Origin of the sequence: uncultured Thiohalocapsa sp., from assembly GCF_913063425.1 — a bacterium.
Taxonomy (GTDB): Bacteria; Pseudomonadota; Gammaproteobacteria; order Chromatiales; family Chromatiaceae; genus Thiohalocapsa.
Genome location: NZ_CAJXYK010000023.1, coordinates 32,211 through 51,144 on the forward strand (window position 1 = coordinate 32,211; position 18,934 = coordinate 51,144).

Below are 18,934 nucleotides of genomic sequence, written 5' to 3' on the forward strand. Positions count from 1 at the left end.
CCGCAAGAATCATAAAATAGGCTCGCTCAGGGCATGGCATTCCTGCCGCGCGCGTGTGCAGTTTGCGCCGGGGGGGGATGATGGGTCATGCTATTGAATTGCTGCGCCAGCAATCAACCGCTGGGCGCGCCCGGGCCTGTGCGACCGGTAGCGGTTTTGGCGGCCGCGAGGCAGAATCCGAGAAAGATCCAGACATATCCGTTGAGTGTCCCCTGGCCCTGGATCTGCCCATAGAGAATCTGAAGGAAAATGAATCCGCACAGGGCGAAGGGCAGCACGTCTCCCGTTTGGAGCGTGGCGCGCAGGGTCGTGAGCGCGAGCCAGGCGGAAAGCGCGATACGGCCGAGGATTGTCACAATGCCCATCAAAATGCCTAAGTCGATGATGTGCCGGCTCCAAGAGTCCTCAGACCACCCACCGTATCCTTGCCAAGCGTAGAACGCAGGTGGTAACTGAACCCAGGAAAGCTGCTGTGCAGCGTTGCCGCCAATGCCGAGGAGGTAACCCTGTATCGGCGTGTCGGATAGATGGAACACAAACGCGTAAAACCCCCAGAGCACCCTGCCAAAAAACCCGTACTCGAATACGTGGGTTTCGCTTTCCCAGGCTCCTTGCCACCGAGCCATGAAGACCTCGAACCCCTCCGGCAAAAAAATCGGCCAAAGAATCGCCGCGGCAACCACGAGCAGAAAAGGAATAACACCGGCCTTGAAGGCGATGCTGCGCTGCCCAGTCAGGAGTCCGGCGAAGGCGGTTGCGCCCAGAATGACCGCGACGCTCGCAAACATCCCCCGGCTGCCGCTAACAGCAAGCATCGCGAAAACAGCGATGGCACTGGTCCAGACTAGCCGCGGGCCGGTAGCCCGCAACCGCCAAGACTGTATCAAGGAAACGACGACGAAGGCTGCGGCGCTCGCGACGAACAGCACCTGTCCCTTCGTGGCAGTAAAGAAACCGGTTGGTCGCACGTATCCTAAAGCGGCGCCGAGGTTCTTGAACTGCGTATCCTCGGACAGGCCTGAGCCCAGGTTTAAGACACTGTCTTTCGGTGCGAAGAACTGAAGGAGGACCAGCGGCGCAGCGGCTACTGCCAGCCAAAGTGTAAAGCGTATTATCTGATCCAGGTCCTCGCGCCGAAACTGTTCACCTATGAGGAAGGCGAGCGGGATGTAAAAGAAGTACATGATCCAGCCGTACGCGGCGAGCATGATGTGGCGCTCGCTGTACTCCCCCACAAAAAACTGAACGGGTAGCAGGAAGATCGAAGCAGCCATGACGATGTAAACAAAAAAAAGCGGCGGTACCGTGCGCGGCCAGCGCCGGTAGTAGAACGCAAGCCAATACAAAAGCAGCGTAAACGGGACGCGGATGAAAAACAGCGCCTGCCCCGCCTCCGGCAGCACCCACTTGCGGATTGCGCCCTCGAAAATCAGCAAGCCGTAGATCACGAACACCAGCGCGACCAGGCGCCGACGCCTGACGTCGCGGCGCGCGAGTTCCTGTGTGATCGGAAAAGTGCCGAAGACCGTGGACATGCGTCATTTACTACCCGTTCTCATTTACTACCCTTTCGAAGATGCGAAAGCCTTCCGTGTACGCCCCGCTCCATTCGAGCGCCGATCTCTCTGCACACCGCGCAAGCCTTGCAGCATGGCAAGTTGAGCGCGCAGTCGATCAACTTGGCGCTGTCGGTTTCCACGCGCTCAAGTTCCAGCCGAGAAGGTTCTCCAACTTGGATATCTCATGCGCGAACTCTCGGCTCAGAAATGCTCGTGTCTCACTCGACATCACCAGGTCAGGTCGTCCGAAGCTTAGTGTCTTAATACCAAGGGTCTGCTTCAGGGATTTCGCGGCCGCTATCGCAGTCCGTGTACGCGCGATTTTCACGATGAAGGAGTTCTTGAGCTTTCGTCCTTCATTAGTTCTCGGGAAGGTCGCTCGCAGATCGTCCGACACCCCTAGAAAACCAAGGGCTCGCTGATAAACTCGCTTTGTGTTCTCCCTCATGTCGTCCTGCGACAGGACCAGAACCCGGTCCGGTGGAACCGTGTCGTAGAGCCGTTCAAGTTGACTGCCGAGACTGCACACGTCCTTGTACAACAACACACTGATGTCGGACCAGTTACCGGGCGGATTGATGCCGCTCCGCCTCCGGATGTCCTGCAGTTCCCAAGCGTTTCTGAAGGTCGGCTGGTCCTCTTGTCCTTGAAAGCTCAACATGGAATAGAGCGAGAAGGCCATATCCGCGGGATTGCGAATCATGACGATAAAGCGTGCATCCGGGTTGAAGCGGAGAATTCTCTTCGCCGCATGGGTCGAATAGAGATTCCAGACGGACGCCTCACCGATGGCCTTTTCCCTTGCATCTTCGATTCCAGGAAAAAACCGATTCAGATATGCCTGATCCGAGTCTATTCTTGACGAACGAACGGGGGCGATATCCTTGCAGAAGTAATTCGGTTCTTTGTCGCTCGAGAACCTGATGTCCCAATGTTCCGATAAGTACCTCGCGAGGGCGGTGGTGCCACACTTTGGCCCCCCGACGATGAAGAAGTCTGGTTTTCTGCTCATTCCTTACGGTCTACCTGACACCGGCCGGACGAACGTGAAGAAAGCGTCGCACCTCGGAGACCAAGAAAAAGGGCGGTTGGCCGACCGACCGTGCCCAAGTGACGAGATTCAGGCCAGAAAAACGTAGGGATAGGGTCAAGATGACCGACCCCGCGATCAGTTCCGTGAGAACGGCCGACCAACCCACACCGGAAATTCCGATGGTGGTCGCGAGAATGTACGTCAAGCCGAGCGAGCCGAAACCGTAGATCGTTACATAGTATGCCGCCGCGGTCATGTGCTGGTTCGTCGCGATCAGAGGCGCCAAAGAGGTAAACCAGGTGGCGTTGATGACCGAAGCAATGAGCAGCAAATAGAACAACGGAGCATCTAGATCTAACTGCGCGTTGGTCCAAACGTGAAAAATTGCTTCACCGGCGAAGAGTATGAGCAGGGCCGCGAACAACGACATCCAGAGTACGACCTGGCTGGCCCGCAACAACAGACGCCGAAAGAGGGCCGCGTCTGTACTGCCGTAGATGCGGCTCAGTTCGGGCAAGAGGACTTGGTTTACAGCTACCCGCACCTTAGAGATTAGGCGCGAAAGGGTGGTAACCGCAGCCACAAGCGCAAGGATCGGCGGACCAAGCACCAGGCCCACCACTATTCGGGTGCCCTGGACGTTCAGGGCATTTCCCAGGGGGAACGCCATGCTGGAGACAGATGGCTTGAACAACCGGCGGATTTCGGCGATTTCTGCGTATCGGATGCCGTACCGCGGCCTGATACCATGCAGGAGCAGGACAGTGAGTAAGCACAGGAAACCGAAACACCTTCCGATGAGCATTGCCGCGGCAGCCGCGACATAGCCGCCCCCGTTCAGCACGATGAACAGCAGGAGTAGGAACTCGATAAGGGCGGTCAGTCCCGTTAGAAAGAGGGCGGTCGGATAGCGAGAAACGATCCAGAAGTTCGCCGTGAGCAACCCGATCTGGAAGCCCACCAGGACGTACAGCAGCAGAAAGACCGCTACGATACGAAATGAATCGTTCCCAATCTCCTTGAATGAGAGAAGTTCACTCAAGTTTACACTGTAGACAGCGGCCGGCACGAGGGCAATAAGGGCGAGAGAGACGAACAGGAGAAGCATCCAGGCGCTCTGGAAGACACGCCTTACACCGGTCTTGTCTTCCGCGCCCGCCAACATGCTCATCTTGCGGCGTGCGGCGCCTGCAAATCCGCCATCAGCCAGGAGCAGGTAGGCTGGGATTGTCGAGACCATGAGCCACTCACCATAACCCTGCGGTCCCCAGGCCCCGAGCAAGAGCGGCACTTCGCCCAAGCGCACAACTATCTGGACCAACTGGCCGAAACCCTGCGCCCCGAGGCCCCTCGCCAGCCGGCTCTTTAACGCGCTTATCTGGCAAGACATAGCAGGATTTCGCTTCGGAGCGAGCCGGCAGTCTTCCCGCAGGGATTCACAGGCATACGTTACGGCTTTCTGAATCGGCTCGGTGGTTGTGGTTTCGGGTTCACTCGGCTAGGACACAGCTTGTGCCTGTTTTGGCTGGGGTCCAAGGAAACCCCTGTCCGGCTGGCGAGAGAACAACAATTTGCGAGCGAGGTCGCGTCGGTTGCGCGTTGGGTTGACGGTGGTGAGACGAAGGCTGGTTAGGCTTTGCCGGATGGGTCGGCGGCACCCTCGTTCGCCATCCACCGCCATGTTTCTGCCAAGGCCTCTTCAAGCCGATAAGCAGGCGAGAACCCCAACGACGTGCGCGCGGATTCGAAGGACGCGAAGTTCCGCTCCACCTCGCCGGCGCGCTTGTCTTTGCGCTCTATCAGGTGGTCCGGTTTGCCGGCCGTTTCGCACATAATACGGGCCAGCTCGGCGACGGAGACCTCGCGCCCGGACGCCAAGTGGAAGACGTTGAAGCCGGGTAGGTTCGCTGTCAGACCGCGTCGGATTCCGTCGCAGAGGTCGTCCGCCATGAGGAAGTCCCGGGTGGCCGAGCCATCGCCGTAGATGATGATCGGGCGGTCTTCAAGGATGGCCTTTGCGAAAGTAGTGACGGCGCCCTTTTTGTGCCAGCTCCAGAGGCCGATGACGTTCGCGAATCGTAGGGCGGTGATGCTCATACCGTAAGCAGCGGCGAAGGAGCTGCAGTAGGCCTCGCCGCAGAGCTTACTCGACCCGTAGGGCGAGATGGGGCGGGGCAGGGATGTTTCGTCGACCGGTGGCTCGGCGTTGCCGATCAGGGCGCCGCCGGTGGATGCGAAGATGAACTGCGAGATCCCTGCCTTGCGGGTTTCGTCCAGCATCACGAAGGTGCCGCGGGCGTTGACGTCGAAGTTGTCTTCCGGGTCCGCAACGGATTCGACCACGGAGCCGTATGCGGCGAGGTGGATCACGGCGTCAATGCCCTCGAGGGCTGCGGCAACGGCAGCTCGGTCGCGGATATCGCCAATGCGGATGTCTGCGGTGGAGCCCTCAAGGTAATCGGTGCTGCCCTTGGAGAGATTGTCGAGCACGCGAACGGCGTAGCCGGAGGACTCCAGCATCGGCACCAGGTTGGCACCGATGAAGCCGCAGCCGCCGGTGACGAGGATGTGTTTTGCAGAGGGCGTATCGGTCATCATGATGGGGCCACGTGGGATTCGGCGCGCTGTCGCGTCGGTCGTCTTCTTCAAATGTGGGTGTTAGTCTCTCTGGATGACTTCGCCTCCTTTTGTCACTGTCACCAGTCGCCCCAGCAACTACCGGGCAGCGTGTCCGTTGCGCGGTTACGTGCATGCATCCCGGCAGGAGCTGTGCTGGTCAGCCTGACACGGGAGAGTATACGGCTTGGCATTTGCGGTGTCCCGTGCTCCAGATCGCTCGCGGCATTGCCCCTTGGGACGCAGGTCCGCCGGCGTATAAACCCCCCGGACTTTACAGAACTTTTCGTTCGAGGGTGAAGTGCTGTCAAGCGCCCTACTCCGGCTAGAATGCGCAGCGTTGATGCGAATCGCACTGGCCGGTGCCACGCCGCAACCGGCGGCTGCCTGTGTGGTGGCGGCATTCTTGCCGCGACTGGTGCTGCTTGACGGTCTGGAACTCGTGGCGGGGATGCCGTTGCCATACTTCCGGCGGTTGGTCATGTCAAAAAAAGCTCTTCAGCACTAGGGCGGCAACGCCTCCAAGCAGGAGGCCCAGCATCCACTTGACTACCGTCAGGTCGCTTTTGATCGGCGCGAGCTCGATCTGCAAATCCTTGCGGGTAACGAGCTCCGAATATTCAAGAGCGAAGCGAAGGGCCTCAATGAGAGCCTCCGCCTGATTCTCTTGGAAACCGGCTTCGCGGAGTCGGCGGACGACCTTGTGAGTATGGAACGTGACACTGGCCATATTGGAGGCGATCTTATAGTTCTCCCCCGTTTGCTAAATGTTTGCTAAACGGCCGCCCTCAGCACACAAGATGCCGCGACGCTAGACCGTCGGTAAGCTGGTGGACTACGCTTCGCTTGTCCACCCTACGCCCTGCGCCTGCCCGAGTGGTCGGAGTTGTGATCGAGGCAGTTTGCTAAACGGGCGCCCTCAACCCACATGATGCCGCGACGCTAGCCCCAAAACAAGTTTCTGCGAGGGCTCATGACCCCGAAAAGTCCGCCTTCTCGCCAACCCCTTCCGCCCGCGGCGATGCGCCTTCTGGCTCTGCCTCTTACGCTGGCCCCCTCGTCGGCGGCAGACGGGGCGAAACGTTGGCGTTACTTATGCTTCGCCTCACGGATCTGCACCGGGTCGTGCTGCTCGGCGGCATCGGCAGCGTGGGCACTCTCGCGACGGTTCGTGTTCCAGTAGGACTCACAGGGGATCTTGGTGCGGTCGCAGCGCCCGGCGTATTTGCGGGCGATGTCGGTCACCTCTTCCATTAGGCCGCCCTCAAGGGTAATGGGCTTGAGGCCGTGACTCAGGAATTTGTCGTTGGCGACAAAGAGGTCGTTCTCGTCGTCCTCTTGGCGCGGGTTGGAGACGAAGCTGATGTCGGCGCCGGTCATGTCGGCAACCAGTTTGGCGAGGTCGCGCACGCGGTGCGTCTCGGTCATCTGGTTGAAGATCTGCACCTTGTCGCCCTTTTCGGGTGGGTGCTCCACGGCAATCTGGATACAGCGGACCATGTCCTGGATGTGGATGAAAGCGCGGGTCTGACCGCCGGTGCCGTGCACGGTGAGCGGAAAATCCACGGCGGCTTGCATCAGGAAGCGGTTGAGCACGGTGCCGTAGTCGCCGTCGTAGTCGAAGCGGTTGATCAGGCGCTCGTCCTGCTTGGTCTCGGCGGTCTGGGTGCCCCAGACGATGCCCTGGTGCAGGTCGGTTACGCGCACCTTATCGTTCTTGTTGTAGTACGCGAAAAAGAGCTGATCCTGCGTCTTGGTCATGTGGTAGACGCTGCCCGGGTTGACCGGATAGAGCACCTCTTTTTCGACCATCTCGCCGTCGTCGGTCTTGAGGTGAACCTTGAGGTAGCCCTCCGGGATCTTCATGCCGGCGGTGCCGTACCCGTAAACGCCCATGGTGCCGAGGTGCACCACGTGGGTATCGAGCCCGGCCTCGACGATGGCGGCGAGCAGGTTGTGCGTGGCGTTGAGGTTGTTGTCGACGGTGTAGCGCTTGTGGAATGAGCTCTTCATCGAGTACGGCGCGGCGCGCTGCTCGGCGAAGTGGATGACGGCGTCCGGCTGATAGTCCATCAACAGATCCAGCAGGCGGACGTAGTTGCGGCTGACGTCGAAGTTGTAGAACTCGATGTTGCGGCCGGTAAGCTCCTTCCAGGCCTGGGTGCGCACACCCATGGGCTTGATCGGCGTGAGGCTTTCTGCCTCCAGCTCGTTGTCGATGTTGCGGCGGGACAGGTTGTCGACGATGACGACGTCGTGCCCGAGCGCAGAGAGGTGCAACGAGGTGGGCCAGCCGCAGAAGCCGTCGCCACCGAGGACAATGATCTTTTTGGAATCAGACATGGGACCTTTACGCGTTGTGGCCTTTGGGCTGGGCATGCGGCGCGCAGTGTTGCCGGGCCGCGCGGCACTGCAGAACTGGGTGGAGGTTGGGGGTTGCTGTCGCCCTGCTGGTCATTGGTCTGCGGCCTTGACGCCGCAATTGTCGCCGATGAGGCATTCGCCGCGCTGATCGCGACCCTTGGTGGGATCCCAGTGATCCTCGTTGATCGGCAAGGCGTGCACGCTAAGATAGCCCAGCATGGTGTCGCGGGACCAGTCCAGGATGGGGTGCACCTGGTAAATGCCGTTTTTGTACTGCACCAGCTGGGCCGCCTGCCGTTCCGGAGTCTCGTGGCGCATGATACCGCGAATCCAGGCCTTAGGTTGCAGCTCCGCGAAGGCGCGGTTCAAGGGAGCGTGCTTGATTTTGCGCACCACGGCGGAGAAGAGCGGGCTGCGCGGGTCGCACCAGCCGGAGTAGTCGCGCTCGATCTCGCCCGGGGTCAGCTCGCTGCGGTAGACCTTGAGGCGGTAGCCGGCGTCGCGAAAGTAGTCGATCATCCGATAGGTGGCGGAGGTGTAGAAGCCATGATCGACAAACACCAGCGGGAAGTCCCGGCTGCCGAGGGCGGCGGCGACCAGATGCGGCATGGCGGCGGAGGTTTCGCCGCCGGACGTGGTCAGGATCACCTGGCCGCCGAAGCGCGCGTAGGCGTTGCGGATACGCTCGACGGGCGTGAGTGACTGATGATCGACCATCGGCTGGCCTAGAGCGCGCGCTGCTGCCACTCGTGCAGCACGGCGCGGCATTGCAGGCAGTCGAGCTGCGCGAGCAAGGCGGCGATGCCGGCGACATCGGCCGCTGCTTTGGCGCCGACCATGGCTTGGGGTATCGCGAAGGCCGGGTCGATCTCGGCGACAAAGGCCCAGAGGCCTTGGTTGGAGAATGCGCTGTTGACGATCCATTTGGCGTCGTTCAGCGGCTCGGTGCGGCGGATGGCCTCGGGGGCGATGCCGAGCTCCCGCTGCAGCAGGAAAGGGACGACCTCGTGCGGGGCCTTGTCGGCCGGCAGCCGCCCGCCGGGGAGGTCGAGCGTGGCACGGCCGATGCCGGGCCGAAAGGTCGGTGCGACGCAGAAGATGTGTCCGGCCTGCAGCGGCAGGACGATCACCGAGTCGGCCTTCTCGACACGCCAGTATTCGAGTTCTTTGCCCTTGTCGCAGAGCCAGCGCTCGCCGATGAGCGTGACCCATTGCGAGGTGACACGGACGCATTCCGACAGGCGTTTCCAGTCAGTCATGGCGGCGCGGGCTGGTTTTGGAGGCGAGGGGTAGAGCCTCAGGGGCTTGGGATTTCCGCTGCATGCGCGCCTGTAGCGCACAGTCGGCGTTCTCCGAAGCGCCGTAGTCTACTCGAGTTTTTAATCGCGGGGGCACAGCGATTTCAAGGGTCCCAAGTTTACCGGGTCCTGCGGCGTTATGGGGATGTGGCACGGGCGGGCGGCGTGTTGGGGTGTCTGACCGCGTTTGTCGTGGCGGCATTCTTTCAGGTTCACGAAGCAGCGCTTCAGCGTTGGGGTCGCGAAGCTGGCGCTTCGCAACCAGTCAAACCCCAGCGTTGACAACCGGGGGCCGCTAGTGGATCGAGTTGAAGGTGCTCCTTTCCCTCGCAGTCCGCCACTAACGGCGTTTATAATGTTAACGCGCTAAGCCCAGCCGTTCCAGGCGACGGCCGGGGCGTCGATCAAGCGAGACCTCTACCCGTGCCCCCCCGCCACCCGGCTGCTTTCACCAGCGCAGACGCCTCAACGCGAATGTTATCCCGCTCGCAGCCGAGCAAGACACCATCATGACAGTCAGCCTCCGCGCCCGGCTGCTTCGCGGCGGCGCCGGCAGCTTGGCGATCAAGTTGGGCAGCGTCGGCCTGCAGTTCGCGGTGGCGGTGCAGCTGGCGCGCGTGCTCGGCCCTGACGGCTACGGAGTGTACGCACTGGTGCTCGCCATCGTCACCATCCTCGCCGTGCCGACCCAGCTCGGCCTGCCGCCATTGGTCACTCGTGAGACGGCGCGCGCCCAGGTCGGCGAGCACTGGGGCCGGATGCGCGGGCTCTGGCGGTGGAGCAACCTCCTGGTCTGGGCGTCCTCGGGCGGCATCGCTCTGCTCGGCCTCGCGGTGGTTTGGACCTTTTACGAGCACATCAGCCAGCCGATCATTCACACGCTCATCGCCGGCTTCGCGCTGATCCCCCTCATCGCCCTCGGCAACCTGCGCAGTGCCGCGCTGCGCGGCCTGCGCCACGTCGTTGCCGCGCCGCTGCCGGAGCAGATCCTGCGCCCGGGCTGCTCGTGCTGCTGGTCTTTGCGGCGTTGGCGCTGTTCCCGACCCAGCCGTTCACGCCGGCGATGGCGATGGCCCTGCACGCCCTGGCCGCCGCACTGGCCTTCGCGGTCGGCGCCGCGATGCTGGGGCTGCTGCGGCCGCGCCCGCTCGCCCGGCGCCCGCGGTTGGAGTATGCGCTGGTCTTCTTCGCGCTGGCCCTCTATCCCATCCAACCGCTGACGCCGGTGGTGACCGCCCTGCATATCCTGACCTTCGCGGCGGGCGCCGGGGTGCTTTACTTGATGCGCTCCCGCCCGCGGACTCAGCTGCCGCAGCCAGCATATGAAACGCGGGCCTGGCTGGGCTCGATTATCCCGCTGGCGCTCACTGCCGGCCTGCAGGTGATCAATGCGCAAGCGGACATCCTGGTCCTTGGCCTGTTCCGCCCGTCCGACGACGTCGGCGTCTACAAGGTCGCCGTGCAGGCGGCGATGCTGATCCCCTTCGGACTGCAGGCCGTCAATGTGGTGATCATGCCTTACGTCGCCCGGCTCCACGTCGAGGGTGATCATCGCCGACTGCAGCGCCTGGTCACGCAGAGCGCACGCGCCATACTTGCGCTGGCCCTGCCCCTGGTGCTCGTCTTCGTCTTCTTCGGGGAAGCGATCCTTGGCTTGGCCTTTGGGCCGGGGTACACGCGCGGCCAGACGGCGCTGATGCTGCTGTCGCTGGGCCAGCTGGTCAAGGCCGGTATGGGCTCGGTCGGCGTCCTGCTCAATATGACCGGCCACGAGCGCGACACCCTGCGGGGCGTTGCCATCGCCGCCCTGGCCAACCTCGTCCTGAACTTTGTGCTCATCCCGCCGTTTAGCCTGGTGGGCGCTGCCGCCGCCACCGCCTGCACCTTCATCATCTGGAATCTGCTGCTGCGGCGCGCCGTGTGGCAGCGCATTCAGATCGAGACCATGGCCTTTCCAATCCGCACCGCATAGGTCCTGACCAATCGCCCGCCCCAGTCACGCGGACGCCGCCAGCGCAAATCGAAGTCTGTCGCCAAGCCTTACCCTGCGCACGTTGACAGGTTTCTGCAAGCACCGCGGACGGTCACAGTGTCATGGGCAATGCGCAGGCCTTGCTGCATCCGCAAAAGCGGAGGCTTTCCTGCGGAGCGTTTTGCGCAGCTTTGCTTCACGAGCGTGGAGGTACCTCAAGCGCCCTGCCCTTGCCGCTGAGCGGTGTGCGCCGCTTTGGCACTGCTGGGCAACGCGTCTTGGTTTCTGGTTGCGCGTGTCGTGACAGCGTTCTTTCGGACTCGCGAAGGAGAGATTCCGCACTGGGCTCGCGAAGCTGGAGCTTCGCGCCCAGGGCACAGCGCCGCATCTCAATCCGTACGTGGACCCTCGTATCGAAGCTGGCGCCTCGCGACCGGTTAGACAGTGCTTTCGACCCTGCCCTTGTGAACCGAGGTACCGGAATGATTGAGCCCGAAGCAGTGCAGGGCCGCATCCGCCTGTCATTCTTACACTCACCGGCTCAGGAACGGGTTCTCGATCTGGTCAGACGGTGGCCCAGACGACATTGGCTCGGGTTGCGCTCGGGGGAGCAGGTCCGGTGTCCGACGCGTTCGGCGATGCGAACGCGCGGCCGTGGCCAGCAAACGCTCAGGCGGGTACAGGAAGACCGAGAGCGCAAAGGCGAACACAAGCTGGTTGGCCGGCGTGTAGAGGTTGTAGTCCACAAGCTCATGAATCCCGAGGAGAAGCACGCCGATGCCGCAGCCGATCTGAATAGAGCGAAGTCTGGTCTCACCCCCGGTACGCAGGATGCGGCCCCATTGCCACAGGTAGATCAGCAGGACCAGGGCTGTGAGCAGCAAGCCGGCGGCACCCAGGTCGAACATCCACTCAAGGTAGTCATTGTGAGCACGGTTGATGAAGGCCCAACCCAAATCGAGCGACTGATACGCCGGAAACGCGAAGGGAAAGGCACCTGGGCCGGCGCCGACCGGAAACATCGCGCCGATGCCGATCATGGTGTCGTTGAAGATCTGCCACCGGGCATCGCTTTCCAGCCCGGTGGCCGAGAACCGATCCAGCACCGGCGCCAGTCCAATGCTGACCCCCGCCGCCAACGCGAGAACAAGGATGACCCCGGCAGGACCCAGTGCGCTCTTGCGGCCGATCTGCCGGGCAAATACCCCGGTCGTGAGCAGAATGCCGAGGATGGTCAGCGCGATACCGGTGCGCGACCGGGTAAAAACAACGCCGACGATCAGAAGCAGTGCAATGGCGGCATACAGGATGACGCTGGTGCCGGATCGCGAGCCGAGCTTGATGACGCTGCGCTTGATGGCGTTGCCCTTGTGCTCGCGCGACTGTAGGCGGCTCAGCGCGTAGAACAGGAGGGCCAGCGTGATGGGCAAGACCATCTCGATGAGACCAGCCAAGTGGTTGCGGTTGGCGTAGGTGCCGACAGCGGACAGGCGGTGCGACCCCTCCACGGCAAGCGGCGTGCCGCCGCCCTGGCCTGTGCCGTACTGCAGGAGACCCAGCAGCGCCTGCAGCGAAGCGACGACGATGAGTAAGCCGACCAGGGCCTCCAGTTGTTGGTGCCGGAGGACGCGCACGCCGAGGAAGACGCTGACGGGCAGGACCAGGGAAAGCACGGCGCTGGTCGCCGCGCTGGGGATCACGGCCAATGTGGCGCTGTGCGCGTCCGGGAGCGTCGGCAGGTAGCCGCTCGCCTCCCGGTAGAGATCTCGCCCGGGGAGCCAATCTGCGACCACCGCCGGAAGCGGCAGCAGGTACAGGGCGGGCAGTACGACCAGCATCACGAGCGTCGCCGCCTGCAGCCGGTCGATCTTGATGCGGTGCGGCGACCACAGCGTGGCGCTCACAAGCGCCAGCCCCAACAGTTGGCTGACGAGCGCGGCGAGCGGCGTCGCGCCCGCCCGAAAAAGGGGCGTGAACGCCATGATGGCCAACAGCAGGGTAAACGCAATGCCCGCCTGGGCTGCGCTGTCCTGCCCGCTTGAGGGAGGGCTGGCTGGCACGGTCGGCGATCTCCAAGAATCACTGCGCGCGGGCGCGAGCGGGCTGCGGGACATCTCAGCTTACGCGCGCTCTCGGCCGATGGCGCCTGTATGGCTTCAGCCCCGGAGGCTCGGGCTCACGGTGCTGACGCGCCGCTGCTTCCTTGCGGGGGCTCATGTTCGGTGGGTGATTGTATCCGCGAGCGCTCAATGGTTGCAGCGGTTTCCGGCGGAATTGTGGCGCCCACGGCTTATGGGTCGCCGGGGCGAAGGCGCTTGGTGGCTGCCGCAGGTGCGCGGGCGGCGGTCGCCTCGCTCGGGGCAGTTCACGCCTCGTCCTCACCGGCGAACAGGCGGCTGAGCCAGCCTCGGCGCCGCTGCGGCCGACCGATCGGGGCTCCTGCGCGCCCTGCCGGCGGCGGGACGATGCTGTTGGCGGGCTGATCTGCGAGCACAGCCCGCGGCCGTTCATCCACCATGCGCTTAGCCTCCTCAGGGCCAACCCAATGCGCGGCAGCATCGCGGCCTGCGGAGAGGATGGGCGGGCGATGTGCGGGATCATGCGAGTCCGTGGCCAGGATGTGCACAATGCCGTCGTCCAACATCCGCTCGCTCCAGTAGCGCGCCCGGCGACCGAAGTCGCCGGTCACGGCGCCCGCTGTGAGTTGAATCCAGGCACCATCCGCGACCGCGTCCACGAACCAGCCGTAGTGGTCATCGTCCAGCCACGTGAGCCGCTCGGGATGGGTGATGACCGGGGTGTAGCCGGCAGCCATGGTGTCGAACAGGGTCTCGGCGAAGCGCACAGGAACCGTATGGTGGGGCGGCTCGAACAGGAAGTACCTGGAGCCGTGCAGCGTCGGGTGCGTTCCGCGGCGCAGACCGGCAAGGAGCTCGGGGACGATCTGAATGTCTGCTCCGAACGTCAGCTCCAAGGGGATGCCGGCCTCCGCCACCGCGCTGCGGAAGGCGTCGACCGCGGCGCTGATGTTGTCTGTGGCGTTCTCGTACAGGCCCGGATAGATGTGCGGCGTACATGCGGTCACTTCGATGCCGTCATCCGCCGCGACACGGGCCATCGCCAGCGCGGTCGCGAGGTCATGCGCACCGTCGTCGATGCCGGGCAGCATGTGGCAGTGCAGGTCGATCACGGGACAGTCTCCCAGAGCTTAGGGTGGTCAACGGAGTCCGCACACAGGCCCAAATCCCAAGTCATACGCCCAAGCGCCGATCCGCTGACTTCTGCGGCAAGCGACGCGGTGGCTGGATGCAGGCTCGAGATCCATGCCTGGACACAGTCTGAACATCGCCAGTGGCGAACGGTCGCACGCTTGGGGCATCCGGCCGGATCATGGCAGTACTGTCATCCAGAAGCCTGCACCGGCGGCGAAACTTGGCCTCGCTGGGCTTGTTCCGCCTGGCACATGGGCCTGACCTGCGCGCGTGGCACAGCAGGAACGAAGCGGCGTCGGCGCGTCCTCGCCTGGGCCCGAGATGGGACTGCAAAGCCGCGATTTCGAGCGATGATGGCCGTTGTTGCCCCATCTGCCGCTCCGACCGTTGAGCCGCGCACCGGTTGCGATCAACCCTTCCGCGGCTTGAACGACCGGTCGTCGGGTCTCTCTCCGGCTCCCGCTTGCAGGCCGGCTGCGCATGTTGCCAGTACAGCGGCCGTCCGGCATCATCCCCAGGTTTTCGTTGGGCTTGGAACTGACCGATGACGTACACAGTGCACTCCGTCGCTTGGCTCGCAGTCGGCGCTGTTCTCCTCTCCGGCTGTGCGGGAGACCCGGCGATCCCTAACGCCCAGCCATTGCCGGGGAGCGGACCAAGAACGGTGGAGGCAACCGCCCAGGCGTCGGCGCAGCAACTGGTGCCAGCGATGGTCGGCGTTCCGAGCGACCCGACTGTGGACACCAATCACCGCATCACCGCCGGGGATGTCCTCGAAATTCAGGTCTTCCAAGCGGAGGAGCTTGGCAGCACAGAGCGCGTGGGCGACGGCGGCGCCATCGCACTGCCGCTGGTGGGTGCGGTGTCTGTTGCCGGTCTTACCGCCGCCGAGGCAGAGCAGCGTATCGCAGCAGCGCTGGCGAAGGACTACTTACAGGACCCGCAGGTCAACGTCTTCGTCTCGGAGTATGCGGACCTGGAGGTCGCCATCGGCGGCGAAGTCAACAAGCCCGGGGTGTTCCCAATCCGCGGCCGGACCACCCTTCTCGAAGGGATTGCCTTGGCGGGCGGCACCACCAGACGCGCCAAAGACGAGCAGGTCATTGTGTTCAGGGCGAAGCCATCGAATTCCGGCGTCAGCGCCTACGTCGTCGATCTGAAGAAGGTTCAGCGAGGCGAGCTGCGGGACCCCCTGCTCGCCGCAAACGACAAGATCGTGGTGCCGAAGTCGGGCTCCCGCGTCTTCCTGGAGGATGTCAGAGACACGCTGCGCGGTTTCGTAAACTTCAATCCGCTTCTCTACTGACAGCATGTCTGCGATGAACGATCGCCCGCCCGTCCCAACAGCGGCGCCCCCGAACGCGGCGGGCAACCAACTTGCGTACTGGGACGGTGCCAGACCGCCGGATTTGGGCTATCCCACCGGGTCCGCAACGGACCAGCCCGATGCAGACATCATCGATCTGCGCGAATACTGGCGCCTGCTCATGCGCCGGCGGGCGACGATCCTGCTGGTGGTGGTCCTCGCAACGGTGCTCGCGCTCGTCGCGACATTCAACGCAACGCCCATCTACAGGAGCACCGCGCTCCTGCAGATCGACCGCACCGCAAACAAGGTCGTCGAGTACGGCAGCGTATCCTCAGAAGAGCGGAGCTGGTTCGGCGACCAGGAGTTCTATTCCACGCAGTACGAGCTGCTGCGCAGCCGCACCCTCGCCCGGCGCGTCATCGATCAGGTGGGTCTCGGGCCCAGCGAGAACGAGCAACCTGAAGAGCCGTCGTTCGCCAGCGGGGTCAAGGCCGCCATTAAGGGCGTCGTCGTAAACCTGACCGGGGGCACGCAGTCCCAGGCGTCCGCCGAGCCGGTGGACCCCGCGGCTGCTGAGCGCATTGCGGAAGAGAACCTCTTTCTCAACAGTTTGACCATTTCCCCGGTGCCTGACTCTCGGCTGGTGCGCGTGTCCTTTGAGAGCCCCAGTCCGGAGGAAGCGGCAGCGGTCGCCAACGCCATCGCGGCGAACTTCATCAGCATGAACCTGGAGCGGCGTTATGACGCCTCTTCCTATGCAAAGGAGTTCCTTCAGGACCAGCTGGAACAGATGCGAGTGACATTGGAGGAGTCGGAGCAGCGCTTCGTCGCCTATGCAAGGGAAAGAGAAATCGTCAACCTCGATGACCGCCTCGAAATCGTTCTGAACAAGCTGCGAACCATGAACGAGACCCTCGTCAAGGCCGAGGCGGAGCGGTTCGCGGCGGAGGCGGCATGGCTGGAGTTCCAGGAAGCGAGCGATGGCGGTGCACCGGGCGTGCTGGACAGCGAGGTCATTCAGTCCCTGAAGACCCGCCTCAGCAACCTGCAAGCCGAGTATGAGCAGAACCTCCAAGTCTACAAGCCCGGGTATCCCAAGATGCAGCGCCTCCAGCGCCAGATCGACGAGCTGCGCGAGGAAGTCGCCCGGGAGACCGCTGCCATCGCAGCCTCGGTCAAGGCCGAATACGAGGCAGACCTGCGTAAGGAGCAGTCCGTCCGGCAGCGCCTGCGTGAGCTGAAGGACGAGGCGTTGGCACTTCAGGATCGCAGCACCGACTACGAGACCCTGCGCCGGGAGGTGGAGACCAACCGCGAGCTCTACGACGGGCTGCTTCAACGCATGAAGGAGGTCGGCGTCGCCGCCGGTGTGGGCGAGAACAATGTATCGGTGGTCGATGCGGCGCAGACTCCGCTGGCGCCCTACAAGCCGAGCCTCACCAAGAACCTCGCCATTGCCATCGCCCTGGGCCTCTTCGCCGGCGTGGGCCTGGCCTTCCTGCTGGAAATGCTGGACGACAGCATCAAGGCGACCGACGACGTTGAGCGACGTGTCGGCGCACCCGTGTTGAGCTTGGTGCCCTATGCGTCGGCGCGCCAACATGGCCTGAGCGACGCAGAAGTGCCTTTGATTGCGTTCCGCGATCCCAAGAGCGCGGTGGCGGAGGCTGTGCGCTCGCTGCGCACTTCGCTCCTGTTCTCCACTTCAGAAGGGGCGCCGAAGATCCTCCACTTCACCAGCGCAAGCCCCACCGAGGGCAAGACGACCACTGCGGTGAGCACCGCCATCGCCTTTGCTCAAGCCGGCGGCAAGGTGCTGTTGGTCGACTGCGATCTGCGCAACCCATCCCTGCACCGTTCGTTTTCGCTGCCGAATGCGCAGGGCCTGACCAATCACTTGGCCGGCAATGCTGATCCGGCAGAGATCGCGCAGGCGAGCATGGTGAAGAATCTCTTCGTCATCACCAGCGGTCCACTGCCTCCCAACCCGGTGGAGCTGCTGTCCACCCCCAAGATGGCGGACCTGCTGAGCCTGGCGGTGGAGCGCTTCGACCACGTCATCATCGATGGCCCGCCGGTGATCGGCCTTGCAGACGCACTGGTGTTGGCCAACCTCTCCCGCGCGTCGATCTTCGTCGCCGAGCCGGGAACGACCCGCAAGCACGACATCGACGGCGCCGTGCGCCGGCTCCAGCAGGCGAACGCGCGCATCATTGGAGCCGTGCTCACCAAAGTCGGCCGGTCCGGAAAAGGCTATGGTTACGGCTATGGCTATGGCTACGGGTACGGCTACAGTTACAACTATCTGTACAGCTACGGTGGCAAAGGCCGTGATGCACAATCGCCTGAGCAGGTCGATGCCTGAGCCCTGACGTGACCCTTCGCCGCCATGATCCCGCCGTTGGTCGAGCTGGCGCTCGACTATTATCGTACCCCTCTCGCCTACAGACACCTCGCGGACATCTCCTTTCCACTGCCACGGGGCTTTGGCGAGCAGTTCTCGGCGCTGTGCTCGGCGCTTGCGCCGTTGCACATCGACGCGACGGCCCGGGCGCTCGACTGCTCACCGAGCGAGCTTGAGGCCGCAGTCAGGTTCTTCGCCCGCCATGTGCTGCTCGATCCAGGCGCCGACCACTACCGCGCGCTCGGCGTGTCGCCGCGGGCAACACCCTCGCTCATCCGAGGGCACTACCTGTGCCTGATCAAGCTCTTCCATCCCGATCGGTTGCCCGAGGCGACGGCGGCCGATATCGCCTGCTCAAGGCGGCTCAATGCGGCTTATCACGTCTTGGCCGCCCCTGAGCAGCGGGCGTGCTACGACCGCACGCATCCAGGGCGCAAGCGTCGCATACGTTCCAGCGATCCGCGCGATTTCTACGGACACCACTGGGTCCCTCTGGAGATGGGCGAAGCACCCGCGCGGACCGGTTTCGCCGCAAATCCCTGGCTCTGGAGCGGCAGCATCGGCGTCCTCGGTCTGCTGCTGGGCGGGATCGTCATCCTGCTCTGGCAGGCCGAAGGGCCGCGATCGCTGCGGGCAAACGGCCCGCTGGCCATGACCGCCGCGCCGCCGCGCCCCTACTACCTACAGGGCACCGGCACCACCCGTACGACGCAAAGCCAGGCCGCAGTACAGCGCCCCGTTGCAGCAGACGCGCCTGCATCCTCCCACGCTCCCACGAACAATGCCGATATCGACCGCAGGGCCGCCCTGATCGGGCGACGCATTGCAAACGAGCTGCAGATCGCTTTCCGCCGTGGAGACAGGGCGCAGTTGGCGGCGCTCTTCGTGGAGGCATCATGGACGGCTCTCCGCCATTCCGACGACCTGAGTTCAAAGGAAGCCGACCGTCCAGCCCAAAGCCGACGCAAGCTTTGGCTCACGTTCCAAGACATGGCTTGGCGAAGCAGCCCCGACGGGCGCATCAACGGCAGCGGCCGCATCATTGTCGCCAGAGAAGGCCCCAACGGAGCAACGCGGGAGGTTCATGGCTCTGTGGACTTGGAGCTGGTGCCGACGGACGCTGATTACCGGGTCCGCCGTTTTCGCATCCAGGAAGACTGACAAACC

14 protein-coding genes and 1 pseudogene are annotated in these 18,934 nt (G+C 63.3%); 5 read left to right on the forward strand and 10 right to left on the reverse strand.

Features of this window, described 5'->3' with window-relative positions:
- Positions 1-113: 113 nt before the first annotated feature.
- From QZ607_RS13750 to QZ607_RS13785, 8 genes are all read right to left on the reverse strand, one after another.
- Complete coding sequence (locus QZ607_RS13750) at positions 114-1,535, reverse strand: hypothetical protein (protein WP_295883604.1); 1,422 nt, start codon at positions 1,533-1,535, stop codon at positions 114-116.
- 139 nt (positions 1,536-1,674) lie between these two features.
- Positions 1,675-2,571, reverse strand: coding sequence for a sulfotransferase (locus QZ607_RS13755; RefSeq protein WP_295883606.1), 897 nt, complete (start codon positions 2,569-2,571; stop codon positions 1,675-1,677).
- A gap of 10 nt (positions 2,572-2,581) precedes the next feature.
- Positions 2,582-3,832 (reverse strand): hypothetical protein, encoded by a 1,251-nt coding sequence (locus QZ607_RS13760; RefSeq protein WP_295883609.1) that lies wholly within the window; start codon positions 3,830-3,832, stop codon positions 2,582-2,584.
- Between the two features lie 389 nt (positions 3,833-4,221).
- Positions 4,222-5,241: an NAD-dependent epimerase/dehydratase family protein gene (locus tag QZ607_RS13765; RefSeq protein WP_295883610.1), complete on the reverse strand. Its 1,020-nt coding sequence runs from the start codon at positions 5,239-5,241 to the stop codon at positions 4,222-4,224.
- A gap of 451 nt (positions 5,242-5,692) precedes the next feature.
- Positions 5,693-5,938 carry a coiled-coil domain-containing protein gene (locus QZ607_RS13770; protein WP_295883612.1) on the reverse strand — a complete coding sequence of 82 codons (246 nt, stop codon included), beginning with the start codon at positions 5,936-5,938 and terminating at the stop codon, positions 5,693-5,695.
- Positions 5,939-6,297: 359 nt separating this feature from the next.
- A complete protein-coding gene (locus QZ607_RS13775) occupies positions 6,298-7,551 on the reverse strand; it encodes an NAD-dependent epimerase/dehydratase family protein (RefSeq protein ID WP_295883614.1) in 1,254 nt (417 codons plus the stop codon).
- Between the two features lie 111 nt (positions 7,552-7,662).
- The gene (locus tag QZ607_RS13780) at positions 7,663-8,289 is read right to left on the reverse strand and encodes a phosphoadenosine phosphosulfate reductase family protein (RefSeq protein ID WP_295883616.1); all 627 of its coding nucleotides are present in this window, start codon (positions 8,287-8,289) and stop codon (positions 7,663-7,665) included.
- Positions 8,290-8,297: 8 nt separating this feature from the next.
- On the reverse strand, positions 8,298-8,831 hold the full coding sequence (locus QZ607_RS13785) for an NUDIX hydrolase (protein WP_295883618.1): 534 nt from the start codon (positions 8,829-8,831) through the stop codon (positions 8,298-8,300).
- Positions 8,832-9,379: 548 nt separating this feature from the next.
- On the opposite strand from QZ607_RS13785, the pseudogene QZ607_RS13790 reads away from it, so the two are divergent.
- Together QZ607_RS13790 and QZ607_RS13795 are read left to right on the forward strand one after the other, a co-directional pair.
- A pseudogene (locus QZ607_RS13790) lies at positions 9,380-9,763 on the forward strand (oligosaccharide flippase family protein); the annotation flags it as partial.
- A 176-nt stretch (positions 9,764-9,939) separates the two neighbouring features.
- On the forward strand, positions 9,940-10,842 hold the full coding sequence (locus tag QZ607_RS13795; RefSeq protein WP_295883620.1) for a polysaccharide biosynthesis C-terminal domain-containing protein: 903 nt from the start codon (positions 9,940-9,942) through the stop codon (positions 10,840-10,842).
- A 533-nt stretch (positions 10,843-11,375) separates the two neighbouring features.
- Here QZ607_RS13795 and QZ607_RS13800 read toward each other — a convergent pair.
- Together QZ607_RS13800 and QZ607_RS13805 are read right to left on the reverse strand one after the other, a co-directional pair.
- Complete coding sequence (locus QZ607_RS13800; RefSeq protein WP_295883622.1) at positions 11,376-12,902, reverse strand: O-antigen ligase; 1,527 nt, start codon at positions 12,900-12,902, stop codon at positions 11,376-11,378.
- 305 nt (positions 12,903-13,207) lie between these two features.
- Positions 13,208-14,032 carry a CpsB/CapC family capsule biosynthesis tyrosine phosphatase gene (locus tag QZ607_RS13805; protein WP_295883624.1) on the reverse strand — a complete coding sequence of 275 codons (825 nt, stop codon included), beginning with the start codon at positions 14,030-14,032 and terminating at the stop codon, positions 13,208-13,210.
- 686 nt (positions 14,033-14,718) lie between these two features.
- Between QZ607_RS13805 and QZ607_RS13810 the strand changes: the two genes are divergently transcribed.
- The 3 genes from QZ607_RS13810 to QZ607_RS13820 are packed head-to-tail and all read left to right on the forward strand — an operon-like array spanning position 14,719 to position 18,928.
- The gene (locus tag QZ607_RS13810; protein ID WP_295883627.1) at positions 14,719-15,360 is read left to right on the forward strand and encodes a polysaccharide biosynthesis/export family protein; all 642 of its coding nucleotides are present in this window, start codon (positions 14,719-14,721) and stop codon (positions 15,358-15,360) included.
- Positions 15,361-15,364: 4 nt separating this feature from the next.
- A complete protein-coding gene (locus QZ607_RS13815) occupies positions 15,365-17,728 on the forward strand; it encodes a polysaccharide biosynthesis tyrosine autokinase (RefSeq protein ID WP_295883629.1) in 2,364 nt (787 codons plus the stop codon).
- 24 nt (positions 17,729-17,752) lie between these two features.
- Positions 17,753-18,928: a DnaJ domain-containing protein gene (locus QZ607_RS13820; protein ID WP_295883631.1), complete on the forward strand. Its 1,176-nt coding sequence runs from the start codon at positions 17,753-17,755 to the stop codon at positions 18,926-18,928.
- Positions 18,929-18,934 lie beyond the last annotated feature (6 nt).

What these genes read in the sequence shown, in the direction of transcription:
- QZ607_RS13750 (WP_295883604.1), bottom strand. Translation starts at nt 1,535, where the DNA reads ATGTCCACGGTCTTCGGCACTTTTCCGATCACACAGGAACTCGCGCGC.
- QZ607_RS13755 (WP_295883606.1), bottom strand. Translation starts at nt 2,571, where the DNA reads ATGAGCAGAAAACCAGACTTCTTCATCGTCGGGGGGCCAAAGTGTGGC.
- QZ607_RS13760 (WP_295883609.1), bottom strand. Translation starts at nt 3,832, where the DNA reads ATGGTCTCGACAATCCCAGCCTACCTGCTCCTGGCTGATGGCGGATTT.
- QZ607_RS13770 (WP_295883612.1), bottom strand. Translation starts at nt 5,938, where the DNA reads ATGGCCAGTGTCACGTTCCATACTCACAAGGTCGTCCGCCGACTCCGC.
- QZ607_RS13775 (WP_295883614.1), bottom strand. Translation starts at nt 7,551, where the DNA reads ATGTCTGATTCCAAAAAGATCATTGTCCTCGGTGGCGACGGCTTCTGC.
- QZ607_RS13780 (WP_295883616.1), bottom strand. Translation starts at nt 8,289, where the DNA reads ATGGTCGATCATCAGTCACTCACGCCCGTCGAGCGTATCCGCAACGCC.
- QZ607_RS13785 (WP_295883618.1), bottom strand. Translation starts at nt 8,831, where the DNA reads ATGACTGACTGGAAACGCCTGTCGGAATGCGTCCGTGTCACCTCGCAA.
- QZ607_RS13795 (WP_295883620.1), top strand. Translation starts at nt 9,940, where the DNA reads ATGGCCCTGCACGCCCTGGCCGCCGCACTGGCCTTCGCGGTCGGCGCC.
- QZ607_RS13815 (WP_295883629.1), top strand. Translation starts at nt 15,365, where the DNA reads ATGTCTGCGATGAACGATCGCCCGCCCGTCCCAACAGCGGCGCCCCCG.
- QZ607_RS13820 (WP_295883631.1), top strand. Translation starts at nt 17,753, where the DNA reads ATGATCCCGCCGTTGGTCGAGCTGGCGCTCGACTATTATCGTACCCCT.